Annotated in this window: 9 protein-coding genes; 6 read left to right on the top strand and 3 right to left on the bottom strand. The window is 72.9% G+C overall.

Going from position 1 to position 12,939, the window contains the following annotated elements; genetic code table 11:
• Window positions 1-81: 81 nt before the first annotated feature.
• From ABZ795_RS01690 to ABZ795_RS01680, 3 genes are read right to left on the bottom strand one after another with little or no spacing between them, the layout of a single operon-like run.
• The gene (locus ABZ795_RS01690) at window positions 82-1,608 is read right to left on the bottom strand and encodes an FtsX-like permease family protein (protein WP_357527989.1); all 1,527 of its coding nucleotides are present in this window, start codon (window positions 1,606-1,608) and stop codon (window positions 82-84) included.
• Complete coding sequence (locus ABZ795_RS01685) at window positions 1,605-2,339, bottom strand: ABC transporter ATP-binding protein (protein WP_357527988.1); 735 nt, start codon at window positions 2,337-2,339, stop codon at window positions 1,605-1,607. Before ABZ795_RS01685 ends, ABZ795_RS01690 begins: the two co-directional genes overlap by 4 nt.
• Entirely contained in the window at window positions 2,336-2,878 is a 543-nt protein-coding gene (locus ABZ795_RS01680; protein ID WP_357527986.1) for a PadR family transcriptional regulator, read from the bottom strand. Before ABZ795_RS01680 ends, ABZ795_RS01685 begins: the two co-directional genes overlap by 4 nt.
• A 391-nt stretch (window positions 2,879-3,269) precedes the next feature.
• On the opposite strand from ABZ795_RS01680, the gene ABZ795_RS01675 reads away from it, so the two are divergent.
• Genes ABZ795_RS01675 through lanM form a run of 6 tightly spaced genes read left to right on the top strand, consistent with a single transcriptional unit; the run spans window position 3,270 to window position 12,926 of the window.
• Window positions 3,270-3,467 (top strand): hypothetical protein, encoded by a 198-nt coding sequence (locus ABZ795_RS01675; RefSeq protein WP_327026042.1) that lies wholly within the window; start codon window positions 3,270-3,272, stop codon window positions 3,465-3,467.
• A 5-nt stretch (window positions 3,468-3,472) separates the two neighbouring features.
• A complete protein-coding gene (locus ABZ795_RS01670; protein WP_357527984.1) occupies window positions 3,473-4,729 on the top strand; it encodes a cytochrome P450 in 1,257 nt (418 codons plus the stop codon).
• Entirely contained in the window at window positions 4,713-5,411 is a 699-nt protein-coding gene (locus ABZ795_RS01665) for a biotin/lipoyl-containing protein (protein ID WP_357527982.1), read from the top strand. Before ABZ795_RS01670 ends, ABZ795_RS01665 begins: the two co-directional genes overlap by 17 nt.
• On the top strand, window positions 5,411-7,654 hold the full coding sequence (locus tag ABZ795_RS01660; protein WP_357527981.1) for an ATP-binding cassette domain-containing protein: 2,244 nt from the start codon (window positions 5,411-5,413) through the stop codon (window positions 7,652-7,654). The genes ABZ795_RS01665 and ABZ795_RS01660 overlap by 1 nt, the downstream gene beginning before the upstream one ends.
• Entirely contained in the window at window positions 7,651-9,783 is a 2,133-nt protein-coding gene (locus ABZ795_RS01655) for an ATP-binding cassette domain-containing protein (protein WP_357527979.1), read from the top strand. Before ABZ795_RS01660 ends, ABZ795_RS01655 begins: the two co-directional genes overlap by 4 nt.
• The gene (gene lanM / locus ABZ795_RS01650) at window positions 9,783-12,926 is read left to right on the top strand and encodes a type 2 lanthipeptide synthetase LanM (RefSeq protein WP_357527977.1); all 3,144 of its coding nucleotides are present in this window, start codon (window positions 9,783-9,785) and stop codon (window positions 12,924-12,926) included. Before ABZ795_RS01655 ends, lanM begins: the two co-directional genes overlap by 1 nt.
• The last annotated feature ends 13 nt before the right edge of the window (window positions 12,927-12,939 follow it).

Below are 12,939 nucleotides of genomic sequence, written 5' to 3'. Positions count from 1 at the left end.
AGGACCCGCATCCGGACCGGCCACAAAGGACAGCAACCTGGTCAGCGCCCCCGACGGTCGCCCACCCCCGACGCCGAGGGCTCAGCCGGCCCGCAGTTCGGCGGGATCGGTGGCGGAGCGATGCATCAGCACGCTAGCCCCGATCACCAGAAGCACGGCCAGCAGCGCGATCGACATCACCGCCCCGACATCGGCCCACGGCACCGAGGTCTGCAGGGTGTGGGTGACCTGGCGGTACTCCAGGTGGCGCTGGGCGTCCGGCCCGGCGCACTCGGCCGGGGTGCCGACGCAGACCATCCGGCTCCAACCCGCGGTGGCGGTCGTCGTGAAGGCCCGCATCCCGGCCAGTCCGACCAGGCCCGCGATGGCGATGCCGGGTACCGCCGGCAGCAGCACCCGCCAGCACAGGGCGCGAGCCAGCACCGCCCTCGGGGTGCCGCCGGCCACCAGGGCGGCGATGGCCCGGCGGCGAGCCACCCCGGCCTCGACCAGGGCGATCAGCAGGGTGAGGGCGGCCACCCCGATGAGACTGACCAGCACCGCGTCGACCAGGGTGCGGACCTCCGACCGGAAGGCCGCGGTGCCCCCGAGGTCCAAAGGCGGGGTGTCGTAGCCCAGCGCCGGGTCCAGCATCGCGGCCGTCCGCACCGCCACCTCGGTGTCCAGCCAGGAGTGCAGCATCATCGCGGCGGCACCGAAGGCGGTGACGACCAGGATGACGGTGAAGCTGCGGCTGCCGGCGTGCGGGTCGGCGAGGATCTGCCGGGCCGCGATCAACGCGCTGGGTCGCCGGGTCACCCGCAGCAGCAGCCGGGCGCTGCGGTAGCCGATCCAGGCCACCGTGAACATCAGACCGAGCAGCATCACGACGGTGCAGCCGAGCAGGGCGATGACGAACAGGTCGTCCCGGTTGGCACCGAACCCGCCCTGCCGGACGTACTCGCTGCGCATCACCGCACTGATCGACACCAGGCCGGCCAGGCCGAGCCCCAGCAGCAGGGTAGGCCAGGCCCGTACCGGCTGTTGTCGGCTCTGCCGCAGCACCCCGAAGGGGGTGATCGCCACCCGACGCAGCAGGACGACGGTGAGCAGGGTGGTCAGCAACGGCACCCCGAGCGCTACGGCGACGATCACCGTGGTCGACGGCAGCACGTCCGTCGGCAGTGGTCGTACCCCCTCGGGGTTCGGGCGGTCGAGCAGCACCCGCCCGGTGAGGTACCCGACCACGCCGACCACCGAGCCGATCATCGCCGCCAGCCCGGTCTCCACGGCGGCGACCCAGGTGATCTGCCTAGGGGTGGCGCCGGCCATCCGCAGGGCCGCCAGTCGGCGGTTGCGGGCGGGCGCCCCGAGTCGGGCGCACTGTGCCACCAGGAACAGGATCGGGATGCTGCACAGCAGCATCGCCACGGCGACATTGAGCAGGAGGCTCGGCTGGGTGAGCATCCGGTTGTGGTACCGCCCGACGGCCGGAGCGATGGCCAGCACGGTGGCGCAGCAGAGCAGCACCAGCACCGCGATCGCCGCACCGGCAGCGGTGACCGGCACCCGGGCCCGGTCCGTGCGGGTACCGACGAAGGCCAGGCGGAACAGGCTGGCCGGTCTCACCGCGCCTCCTCCCGGGCCAGAACCCGACCGCCGCCGTGGAAGCGGCCGTCGCTGTCGACCCGGCCGTCGCTGTCGACCCGGCCGTCGCGCAGGGTGATCTCCCGATCGGCGTACGCGGCCACCTGCGCGTTGTGGGTCACCACCAGCACGGTGGTGCCGTGCTGGCGGGCCAGCCGGACCAACTCCACCATGACCTGTTCACCGGCCAGGCTGTCCAGGGCCCCGGTCGGTTCGTCCGCGAAGAGCACCTGAGGTTCGGTGACCAGGGCGCGGGCCAGGGCCACCCGCTGCTGCTGGCCGCCGGACATCTCACCGGGGCGTTTGTCGGCCAGGTCGCCGACGGCCAGCCGGTCGAGCAGGTCCTGGGCCCGCCGGGCCGCCTCCCGGTAGCGCAGGCCGCCGAGTTGCAGCGGCAGGGTCACGTTCTCGATCCCGGTCAGCTCCGGCACGACCTGGCCGAACTGGAACAACACCCCGAAGACGGTACGACGCAACCGGGAGCGCTCCGCCTCACCAGCGGCGCTGATCTCCCGCTCCTGGAACCACACCCTGCCCCGTTCGGGGCGCAGGATGCCGGACAGGCAGTGCAGCAGGGTCGACTTGCCGCAGCCGCTGGGGCCGGTGACCGCGACGATCTCACCCGGGTCCACCTGCAACGACACGTCCCGCAGGGCGGGGGTCGGCCCGTACCACTTCTCGATCTGCTCGGCGCGCAGGATGGCCTCGGTCACGACCGTACCTCCGCCCGGAGCTGGCTGATCCGGTCCATCGTGGTGGCCATCCAGCGCAGGTCGGCGTCGAGGTGGTTGAGCAGGTAGTCGGCGGCGGCCAGCTCGGTCACCGAAGCCTGTCCGCCGGTCTTGACCGCGGTCAGCTCCCGCATCCGGGCCAGGTGGGCGGCGCGCTGCGCGGCCAGGAACGACCGGGCGGTGCCTTCGTCCGGGGTGGCGAGCAGCGCCACGATGACCTTCACGAACAGCTCGGCGGAGATGTGCACCGCCGGCGGCATCGCCTGGCTGAGCCACCCGTCGAGTTCGGTCCTGCCCTGCGGGGTCAGCCGGTATGCCACCCGATCCGGCCCGCCTGCCCGCTCGTGCGCCGCTTCCGCGATGTGTCCGTCGCGCAGCATTCGGGCCAGTGTGGAGTAGAGCTGCCCGAAGGCCAGCGGCCGGACTCCGAACAGCCTGCGGTCATGCTCACGCTTGAGCTCATAACCGTGGCTGACCCCCTGCGCCGCAAGCACCCCGAGCAAAACATGCGTGGTCGACATCCCTCCACTATTCCCCCAAGGAATAGTGCCGTCAACACCTCCTCCCCTCGGCGATCTTGCACCTTCGGTCGCCGATACACGGCTTATGCGGCTTATGCAGCGACGGAAAGTGCAAGATCGCGGGGCTTGCGGGGGTGGCATGACAACTGTCATGGGTGGGAGGTGCACGGTGCCCTACCGCTGGTGACGGCGGGGGGAAACACTGATCCGCAACGCAGCCGAAACACCAGAGGCACGGAAGGCGATCGGGGAAGAAGCCGGACTGGGCCCCTCGCGGGACAGCCGGGACATGAAACAGCTGTGGGTAGTCCAGATACCCACAGCTGACTTCATCCTATCCGCAATCGCCGCTCCGTGCAGGGAACCAGATGCGCCACTTCGGGAGAGACACATGCGCGACTTCGGAGCAGACACCGTCAGCGTGATTCGGGCGCGGGCCGCCGCGCTCGCGGCCTCCTGGTTGGACGGCGCCGCCGGGGCACCTCAGGACATCCTGCGAGTGGACAACCTGGCCGGTGAGCCCACCGAGCCGGTTCCGTGCTTCTGCCTCGGCACGTTCTGCTGGGTCAACACCCAACTGGCGGAGTAACACCGATGTCCGGCCTGCCCGCCACGGGTCGCGCGTTGCTGCTCGACCCGTCCACCCGAGACGACCCGAGCCGGTACGGGCGACTGCTCGCCGAGGCGCCGGTGCTGCGTACCGGCGGGTTGTGGCTGGTGTCGGGCTACCAGCAGGTGTCGAGACTGGCCGGGGACCCCCGACTGGTGATCGACCCACGGGCCGGAGACCCGCCGTTGCCCCTGACCCAGTCCGAACAACTGGAACTGATCTTCGGACGGATGCTGAGCTTCCGCGACGGTGCCCCCCACCGCCGCCTGCGGCAGCTCGTGTCCGGGGCGTTCAGCGCCCGCCGCACCGGCGGCCTGGAGGAGACCGTACGCGCCCTGGTCGCCGATCTGATCTCGCAGGCGACGGCCGGCGGTCCGGAGTTCGACCTGGTGCCGGCGGTCGCCGAGCGGCTGCCGGTGCTCACCACCTGCCGACTGCTGGACCTACCGGCCGACAGTTGGGCCCAGGTCGACCGGTGGGCCCGCACCCTCACCGGTCAACTCTTCCGCTTCGGTCAGAGCGCCGAGGAGTTGGCCGAGGTGCACCGGCAGGTCGACCAGATGCTGCGGTTCATCGAGGAGCTGGCCGTGGCCCGCCGCAACCGCACCGGGGACCTGGTTGCCGAGCTGTTCGGGGCCGCCAGCGGTACGGATGCCCGGCTCAGCCCGGAGGAGTTCGTCTCGTTCGTGGTGCTGCTGTTCATCAACGGCCTGGAAACCGCCACCGCGGCCATCTCGATCTGTGTGGCGCAACTGCTGGACCGACCGGAGCTGGCCGCCGGGCTGCGCCGGGACCCCGATCACGCCCTGGAAGTGGTGGACGAGTGCCTGCGGCTGCACAGCCCGGTCTGGTTGGCCGCCCGCCGGGCGGTCGCGCCGATCGAGGTGGAGGGTCAGGTGATCGAGGCCAACGACCCGGTGTTCCTGCTCTGGGCGGTGGCCAACCGGGACCCGGCGGTCTTCACGCACCCGGACCGGTTCCGACCCGGTCGGCCCGGTCGACACCTGGCCTTCGGGCGGGGACCTCACCACTGCCTGGGGGCGGCCATGGCCCGTATCCAGGCCGCCGAGGTGCTGCGACACCTGGCCGCGTACGAGGGTCTGCGGGCCGGGTCCGGTCCGGCCCGACGTCGGCACACCCCCGCCCTGCATACGTACGACTCACTGCCGGTGAGGGTGACCCCGGCCGGTGAACCCCTGCCGATCCGAGCGGAGGCGAGGCACCATGCCGCGAACCGGTGAACTGGACGACGTCGTACGCCTGACCACCCGGCGTAGCTGGGCCCTGCTGGCGGCCGTACTCCTGGCCCTCGGTGTCGGCGGGACCTGGGCCGTGGTGGCCCGGATCGAGTCGACGGTGTCCCTGGAGGGCATCCTGCTGGCCGGGCGCGGCCCGGCCCTCGTCACCGCCCCGGTCACGGCCACGGTCGCCTCGGTCGAGGCGGTCCCCGGCCGACCGGTGGCGGCCGGACAGGTGCTGCTGACCCTGCGTGGCGAGGACGAGACCATCGAGGTGACCAGCCCGGTAGCCGGAATCCTGAGCACCCTGACCGTCCGGCCCGGCGCCTCGGTCAAGGGCGGGGCCACCCTCGGCGCCGTCGACCGGGCCGAGCAACGACTCTCCGCCCTGCTGCTGCTGGACGCCGGTCAACCGGCCGCCATCCCGGCCGGGACTCCGGTGCGCGGCGCCGGGTTGACCGGCACGGTCACCCAGGTCGAGGCGTACCCGCTCAGCACGACCGACCTGGCCGACCGGTACGGGATTCCTCGGCTGCCCGGGTATCCCGACGAGCGGCTGGTCCGGCCGGTCCTGGTCGACCTGGGGGTGTCCGCCTGGCCGGGCGCCACCCTGACCCCCGTCCGCATGGACCTCATCGTCGGCACCGACCGGCCCCTGGACGTCCTGCTCGGAGGTGGTCAGTGATGGTCGTTCTGGCCGACAACCAGACCACCGCCCCCCGGGCGGAGGAACCCCAGCCCCAGCCACGTCGGCAGCGGGCGGTACGCACCGTCGAGACCCCCCAGATGGAGGACGCCGACTGCGGCGCGGCCTGCCTGAGCATCATCCTCAACCACCACGGTCGACGGGTGCCGCTGGCCGAGCTGCGGGACCGCTGCGGGGTGGGTCGGGACGGGATGACCGCCTCCGGGTTCGGTCGGGCCGCCGCCGGGTACGGGCTGAAGGTCACCGGCCGGTGGATCGACACCTCCGACCTGGACATGGCCTCCCGGCTGCCGGTGCCGGCGGTGGTGCTGCTCGACGGCCGGCACTACGCGGTGCTGGAGGGTGTCCGGCGAGGCCGGGCCTGGATCAACGACCCGGCGGTGGGCCGGCTGCCCCTGACCCCGGCCGAGTTCGCCACCCGGGCCAACGGCCCGGTGCTGATCGCCAGCCGGACCCCGGAGTTCGAGCCGGGGGGTGACCGCTGGCCCTTCGCCCGCGCGGTGGCCCAGCGGATCCGACCGTACGCTCCGATGATCCTCGCCGGGGCCCTGCTCGGCGCCGTCGCCGCGGTGCCGACCCTGCTGGCCTCGATGTCCATGCGGGCCGTGCTCAACCGGGTGCTGATCATCGGCGACCTGGCCTGGCGCCCGGCGCTGCTGGCCATCCTGGTCGGTGGCGCGCTGCTGGCGGCCCTGGCCGGGTGGGCCCAGCAGCGCCTCTTCGCCACCGCCCTGGCGGTGATGGCCACCCGGTTCTCCAGCCGCTACCTGACCGCCCTGCTGCGGCTGCCCGGGGAGTTCTTCCACCGTCGGCACCTCAGCGGCCTGGTGAACCGGACCCAGATGAACGACGGCCTGGCCATCGCGCTGTCCGAGCGGGTCGTGCTGCCCGCCGCGGCGGCGGTCACCGTGGCCGGATACGGGCTGTTCATCGGCTACCTGGCCCCCCGGTTGCTGGTGGTGATGTCGCTGGCGATGGCGGCGCAGATCGTGCTGCTGAACCTGGTACGACGGCGGGCCGGTCCGCACCAGCAACGGCTGCTGTTCGAGCAGCTACGGCGAGACAGCACCGCCCACAGCGGACTGAAGATGATCGAGGCGGTCAAGGCCGACGGCGCCGAGCGGTGGCTGTTCGCCTCCTGGGCCCGATCGGCCGGCCGGACCATGGACGCCGCCAACGCGCTGGCCTCGGCCACCCTGGGGGTGATGGCGCTCAGTGCGGCGGTCGGCCCGGCCGCCCTGGCCGGACTGGCCCTGGTCGGCGCGCACGACGTCGCCGGCGGCCGGATCGACCTCGGCACCCTGCTCACCGCCCAACTGGTGGGTGGGGCGATGCTCGCCCCCCTGGGGCTGCTGGTCGGGTTGGGCTCGGAGATCCAGGTGACCCGGGTGCACGTCTCCGTGATCGACGACGCCCTGGCGGCCACCCCGCATCCGGCCCGCGCCACCGTGCTGGAGCCGAACGCCGCCCCGGAACCGGAGCAGCCCTCCCGGCTGTCCGGGCGCATCGAGTTCGACCGGGTCAGCTTCGGCTACGACCGGCACCGTCCACCCCTGGTGCGGGACATCTCCTTCACGGCCGAACCCGGTCAGTGGGTGGCCCTGGTCGGGGTCAGCGGCAGCGGCAAGTCCACCCTGGCCAGGCTGGCCGTCGGGGCGGCGCAGCCGTGGGAGGGGGCGGTGCTGCTCGACGGGCGGCCCCGGGAGACCTACTCCCGCCGTACCCTGGCCGCCTCGATCGGCTACGTGGAGCAACAGCTGCGACTCTTCGAGGGCAATCTGCGCGACAACCTGACCCTCTGGGATCCGACCCTGCCGGAGGAGCGGCTGCGGGCCGCCCTGCTCGACGCCGGCATCGACCGGCTGGTCGAGCAGCGGGGCGGCCTGGACAGCGGGGCGGTCAGCGAACACGCCCGCAACCTGTCCGGCGGGGAGCAGCAGCGGCTGGAGTTGGCCCGGGCCCTGGCGGCCGACCCGCCCCTGCTGGTGCTGGACGAGGCGACCAGCGCCCTGGACGCGAGCACCGAGTTCGCGGTCCTTCAGGCCCTTCGCCAGCGCGGGGTGACCTGCATGTTCATCGCCCACCGGATCTCCACCGTGCGGGACGCCGACCTGATCCTGGTGCTGGACCGGGGCGAGATCGTGCAGCGCGGCACCCACTCCGAGCTGATCGAAGCCGACGGTGTCTACCGGCGGCTGGCCACCGATGGGCGGACGAAATGACCACCGTCGACCCCCTCACCGTGGACACCCCGACGCACCGGGCCGCCGCGGATCTCGCCGCGGTCGACGAGGCCTGGCGGCGGCTGGCCGCTGCCGCCGCCGAGCGGCCCGAACGACCGGACGACGACGCCGCGCGGACCCTGGCCGCCCACTACGACCTGCCCCAGCCCGCCCCGGGCCTGGGACTGGTCGCCGCGCTGCGGGCCGCCGGACTGCACTGGACCGAGGTACGCCTAGACGGCCGCTGGTACCGGAACGGTGCCGCCCCGCTGATCGTCTTCCCGGTCGAGGGGCCGGCCGTGGCGCTGCTGCCGGCCCGGCGCGGCTACCGCACCCCCGAGGGGCGCCCGGTCACCGCGACCGTCGCGGCGCAGTACGAGCAGACCGCCTGGCAGGTCTATCCCCCGCTGTCCCCGAACCAGCCGGTCACCGCCCGAGGGCTGCTGCGGTTCGCCGCCCACGGTGCCGGCCCCGACCTGGGTTTCCTGCTGTCGGCCGGGCTGCTCGCCGCCCTGATCGGTGGTGTCCTGCCGTTCCTGTCCGCCTGGATCATCATCGGGGTGGCCGGGGGCAGCGTCGGCGGTCAACTGCTGTGGAGCCTGGCCGCCCTGATCGCCGGCTTCGTGGTGTCCAACGCCCTGCTGCTGTCGGCCCGTAACGCCGCCCTGGTCCGGCTCCAGGGTCGACTGCAACTGCGCCTGGAACCGGCGGTCTGGTCGCATCTGCTCAGCCGGGACGTCCGGGCGTTGGAGGAGATGGGCACCAGCGACCTGGTCCAGCGGGCCAACTCGGTCACCGAGATGCGCAAGGCCCTGTCCGACAGCGTCGCCGCCGGGGTGCTCGGCAGCGCCTTCGGCCTGGTCAGCCTGGCCGCCCTGATCGTCGTGGACCCACTGGTCGGTGGCTGCGTGCTCGGCGCCACCGTTGTGCTGATGGCCGTGGCGAGTTACGCCGCCATCCGTCAGCAACGCCACGAGCTGGCCAACCGGGAGGCCTTCGCGGCCGTGGCCGGCTTCCTGCACACCGCCCTGCTGGCGATCGAGAAGATCCAGGTGGCGGCCCGTGAGGAGCGGGTCTTCGCCGGCTGGGCGCAACGGTATGCCCGGCAGCGCCGCACGGACGCCGAGACCCTGCGGTGGCAGGCCCGGGTGGCGGCCTGCGCGGCGGCCCTGCAACCGACCCTGCTGGCCACCCTCGGCATCGTGGTGACCCTGCGTCAGGATGTCGCCCTCGGCACCTTCGTCGCGGCCAGCATCGCGGTGGGGCAGTTCGCCGCCTCGGTGGGGATGCTCCAGGGGGGCGTGATCTCGGCCTTCTCGCTGGTCGCCGCGTACCGTCGGCTGGCACCGGTGCTGGCGGCGGCCCCGGACGTGGCACCGGAGGCCGCCGACCCCGGCCGGTTGCAGGGCCGGGTGCAGTTGCACGAGGTCACCTTCACCTACCCCGGCACCGGCCGCCCCGTCCTGGACCGGGTCAGCATCACCGCCGAGCCGGGCGAGTTCGTCGCCGTCGTCGGCCCCTCCGGCGCCGGCAAGTCCACCCTGATCCGCCTGCTGCTGGGTCTGGTACCCCCCAGCTCCGGTGCGGTCCGCTACGACGGCCGGGACCTGTCCGAGCTGGACGTACGGGCGGTCCGGGCCCAGCTGGGGGTGGTGCTCCAACAGGCCCGGGCGGTCCGCGGCTCGATCCGCGACAACGTGGCCGCCGGCACCGAGGACCTCACCGACGAGGAGGTGTGGCAGGCCCTGCGGCTGGCCGGTCTGGCCGAGGAGGTCCGGGCCATGCCGATGGGGCTGCACACCATGGTCAGCGAGGACAACAAGGCCTTCTCCGGCGGCCAGATCCAGCGGCTGATGCTGGCTCGCGCCCTGGCCAAGCAGCCACCGGTGCTGGTGCTCGATGAAGCCACCAGCGCCTTGGACAACATCACCCAGCGTACGGTGACCGACCGCATCGCCGAACTCAACGTCACCCGGATCGTCGTCGCACACCGACTCAGCACCATCCGAGCCGCCCACCGCATCTACGTGCTCGACAACGGACGGATCGCGGCCGAGGGCACCTTCGACGATCTGGTCGCCACCGCACCGCTGTTCGCACGACTCGTCGCCAGGCAGGAGGTCACCTGATGACCACAACCAGCGCATCCATCGGTCTGGGTGCCATGTCCGCACCCGACACCCTGCTCGGCCTCGGCGGTGCCGACGAACGGCTGCTCAGCGTCATCGCGTTGGCGGCACCGTTCGACGAGCGGGAGGCCGGGGTCTACTTCGCCCCGGTACGCTCCGGTGGCCGCCGCAAGTTGGCCGAACGTTCCCAGCGGTGGCTGCGCTCCGCGGTCGCCGAGGACGACGTGTCCCTGCGGGCCCTGCTGCTGCACCGCCAGCAGACCAACCGGGATCTGGGCGCCGGGCTGGTCGACGTGGTCGTGCGGGACCCCGGCAAACTGCCCGACTGGGCGTACGCCCTGGTGGACTTCCTGCTGGCCCAGCCGCCCACGGCCGCGCAGGATCCGGCCGCCGAACTCGTCGGCGGGGTCTTCGTCTCCTTCCAGCGGGCGGCGGCCCGGCTGACCGGGCTGCGGCAGAACATGCTGCGCGGGGTGGCCCTGACGCCGGAGGCCGCCGACGACGTCACCGGCCAACTGGTGCAACGTCTGATCAAGGTGTGCCACGCCGCGCTCGCCTTCGAACTCCAGATCGCCGACGGCTCGACCACCCCGGTCAACTGGTACGGCCGGGCCGGCATCGACGTCAGCCGGCTGGGTTGGCTGGGCCGGCTGGAAGGGCTGCCCGGTCTGGCGTACCTGATCGGGGTCACCTGCCTGAACTACAAGCGGGCCGTCGGGGAGGTCTTCGACCGGCTGCACCAGGACCTGCCGATGCTGCGCCGAGAACTGTGGGCCTGGGCCGACCCGGGGGCCCTGGCCTCGTACTCCGGGGACTCCGGCGATCTGCACGACAGCGGCCGTACGGTCAGCCTGCTGTCCTTCGTCGGTGGCCAGCGGGTCGTCTACAAGCCCAAGGACCTCAGCAGCGTCGCCGGGTTCATGGATGTGCTGACCTTCCTCAACACCCACGGGCTGCCGCTGGACCTGACCACCCGGCAGGTGCTGCTGCGCGACGGCTACGGGTGGGAGGAGTACGTGGTGGCCCGCCCCTGCCGCAGCGGGGAGGACCCGGCCCGGTTCTACCGCCGGCTGGGGATGCTCACCCGGCTGGCCCAGCTGCTGGAATGCCGCGACCTGTGGGCGGACAACCTGATCGCCATCGGGGAACGGCCGATGTTCATCGACCTGGAGAACATCCTGCAGGGGCGGATGCGTAAGCCGGTGCTGCTGGGGGCGCGGGCCGAGGCCCTGTGGCACGAGGTCGAGGAGAGTGTCGCCAAGACCGCCGTGATCTCCTACCCCCGGATCGGGGCCCCCGGCCGACGGGCCCACGACATCGGCTGCTGCGCCCCGATGCAGGAACAGTTGGCGGTCGACTCCGACGGTTTCCCCGAGGGGTGGGAGCCGCCCCCGTACCGGCCGATCGTGGACGGCCGGCCGGTCGACCCGGCGGCGTACGCCGACGAGGTGGTCACCGGGTACCGCGAGATGGACGCCTGCCTGGTCGCCAACGCCCACGCCCTGGCCGCCGAACGCGGCCCGCTGCACCTGCTGTCCCGGGCCCGGGTCCGCTACATCTGGCGCAGCACCTGGGACTACCTGTCGGTGTTGCAGGTGGCCTCCGGGCCGCTGGCGTTGACCGACGGGGTGGCCCGGGAGATCGTGCTGGCCCGGCTGTTCCGGGGGGCCCGCGAGGTGCTGCGCACCGACCCGCGCCGCACCGACAGCCTGGAGATGATCGAACGGGAGATCGAGTCCCTGCGTCGGCTGGACATCCCGCTGTTCCAGTCCGAGCCGATGACCTCGACCGTACGCACCCCGGAGGGTTCCCGGGTGGAGAACCACTTCTCCGGCACCGCCTGGCAGCGGCTGCGGGCCCGGCTGGACGAGCTCATCGAGCGGGCCGAGTGCGGCACCCCGATGCCGGAGGAGGCCCTGGCGGCCTGTCTGGACTTCGCCTCCGGCGGCCGACCGGTCTGGACCCCGCCGCCCGGGGATCCCGACGGTCGCCGGGATCCGGCCCAGCTGGGCATCTCCGTCTACCACCCGAGGATGCTGCGCGCCGAGGTCGACCACGACCAGCTGCTGGCGGGGGCCTGCGCGGCAGCCGATGACATCATCGCCGCGGCCCTGCCGGTCGGCGACGGGCAGCACGGCTGGGTCGGGGCGGTCCACTACCCCGCCTTCGGTCTGGACCAGCTCGAACCCCTGCACGGCGACCTGCTCACCGGCACCGCCGGGATCGCGGTCTTCCTGGCCGAGCTGTACCAGAGCACCGGCAAGCCGACCTACTGGGCGTTCGCCCAGGACGCCCTGGCGGCCACCACGGAGTTCTCCGCCGTCGCCGGGCAGGCCAGCCTCTACCGGCGGATGGCCGGCGGGCAGCCCCCGGTCGGCGGGTTCGTCGGCATCGGCGCGACCATCTACGCGCTGGCCCGGTGCGGGCAGGTGATCGGCGATCCGCAGTTGCTGGCCCAGGCCCAGAGCCTGGTGTCCACCGCCGGTGACCTGCTGGACAGCGGGGCCAGTGTGGCCGACCCGGTGACCGGCCGGGCCGGTCTGCTGCTGGCCCTGCTGAAGCTCACCGAGGCGCAGCCCTGCCCGGCGGCCGACGAGCTGGCCGGGCGCCTGTACGAGCAGTTGCTCACCGAACTGCCGCACGGGGTGCGGTCGGGCTACCCCGCCGGGGTGGCCCTGCTGGACGCGCTGCCGGGCGGGGCACCGGGGGTGGTGATGGCCCTGGCCCGGTACACCGCCCGGCACGGCCGCGCCACCGACGGGGAGCACCTGGTGCTGACCGCCGGGTCCACCCCGGGGGCCCGGCTGGCGGCGACCGTGGCCGCGGCCACCCTGGGCCGGCCCCGGCCCGCCGACCCGATGGCCACCACCTCGGCCGGTGCACCCTCCAGTGTCGACCTGCTCAACCGGATCGAGCTGGGCCTGGCGGCCTGGCGGGGCGAGGGAGACGAGCAGTCCCGCACGGCCGCGCACGCCGCGGCCCGGACCCTGCTGAGTCGCCGCGCCAGCCAGGGCCGCTGGTTCCCCGACCGCCGCCGCCCCGACCGGGCCCAGCTGTCCGCGGTCGACGGTCTGGCGGCGGCCGGGCTGGCCTGCCTGGCGCTGGCCGAAGAGGACGTTACCTCGCTTCGAGCGATGAGCTGACGGGAGAGATGCG

Origin of the sequence: Micromonospora sp. NPDC047134, from assembly GCF_040643455.1 — a bacterium.
Taxonomy (GTDB): domain Bacteria; phylum Actinomycetota; class Actinomycetes; order Mycobacteriales; family Micromonosporaceae; genus Micromonospora.
This window is presented reverse-complemented; position numbering and strand designations above follow the sequence as displayed.

What these genes read in the sequence shown, in the direction of transcription:
- ABZ795_RS01665 (WP_357527982.1), top strand. Translation starts at nt 4,713, where the DNA reads ATGCCGCGAACCGGTGAACTGGACGACGTCGTACGCCTGACCACCCGG.
- lanM (WP_357527977.1), top strand. Translation starts at nt 9,783, where the DNA reads ATGACCACAACCAGCGCATCCATCGGTCTGGGTGCCATGTCCGCACCC.
- ABZ795_RS01655 (WP_357527979.1), top strand. Translation starts at nt 7,651, where the DNA reads ATGACCACCGTCGACCCCCTCACCGTGGACACCCCGACGCACCGGGCC.
- ABZ795_RS01675 (WP_327026042.1), top strand. Translation starts at nt 3,270, where the DNA reads ATGCGCGACTTCGGAGCAGACACCGTCAGCGTGATTCGGGCGCGGGCC.
- ABZ795_RS01670 (WP_357527984.1), top strand. Translation starts at nt 3,473, where the DNA reads ATGTCCGGCCTGCCCGCCACGGGTCGCGCGTTGCTGCTCGACCCGTCC.
- ABZ795_RS01680 (WP_357527986.1), bottom strand. Translation starts at nt 2,878, where the DNA reads ATGTCGACCACGCATGTTTTGCTCGGGGTGCTTGCGGCGCAGGGGGTC.
- ABZ795_RS01660 (WP_357527981.1), top strand. Translation starts at nt 5,411, where the DNA reads ATGGTCGTTCTGGCCGACAACCAGACCACCGCCCCCCGGGCGGAGGAA.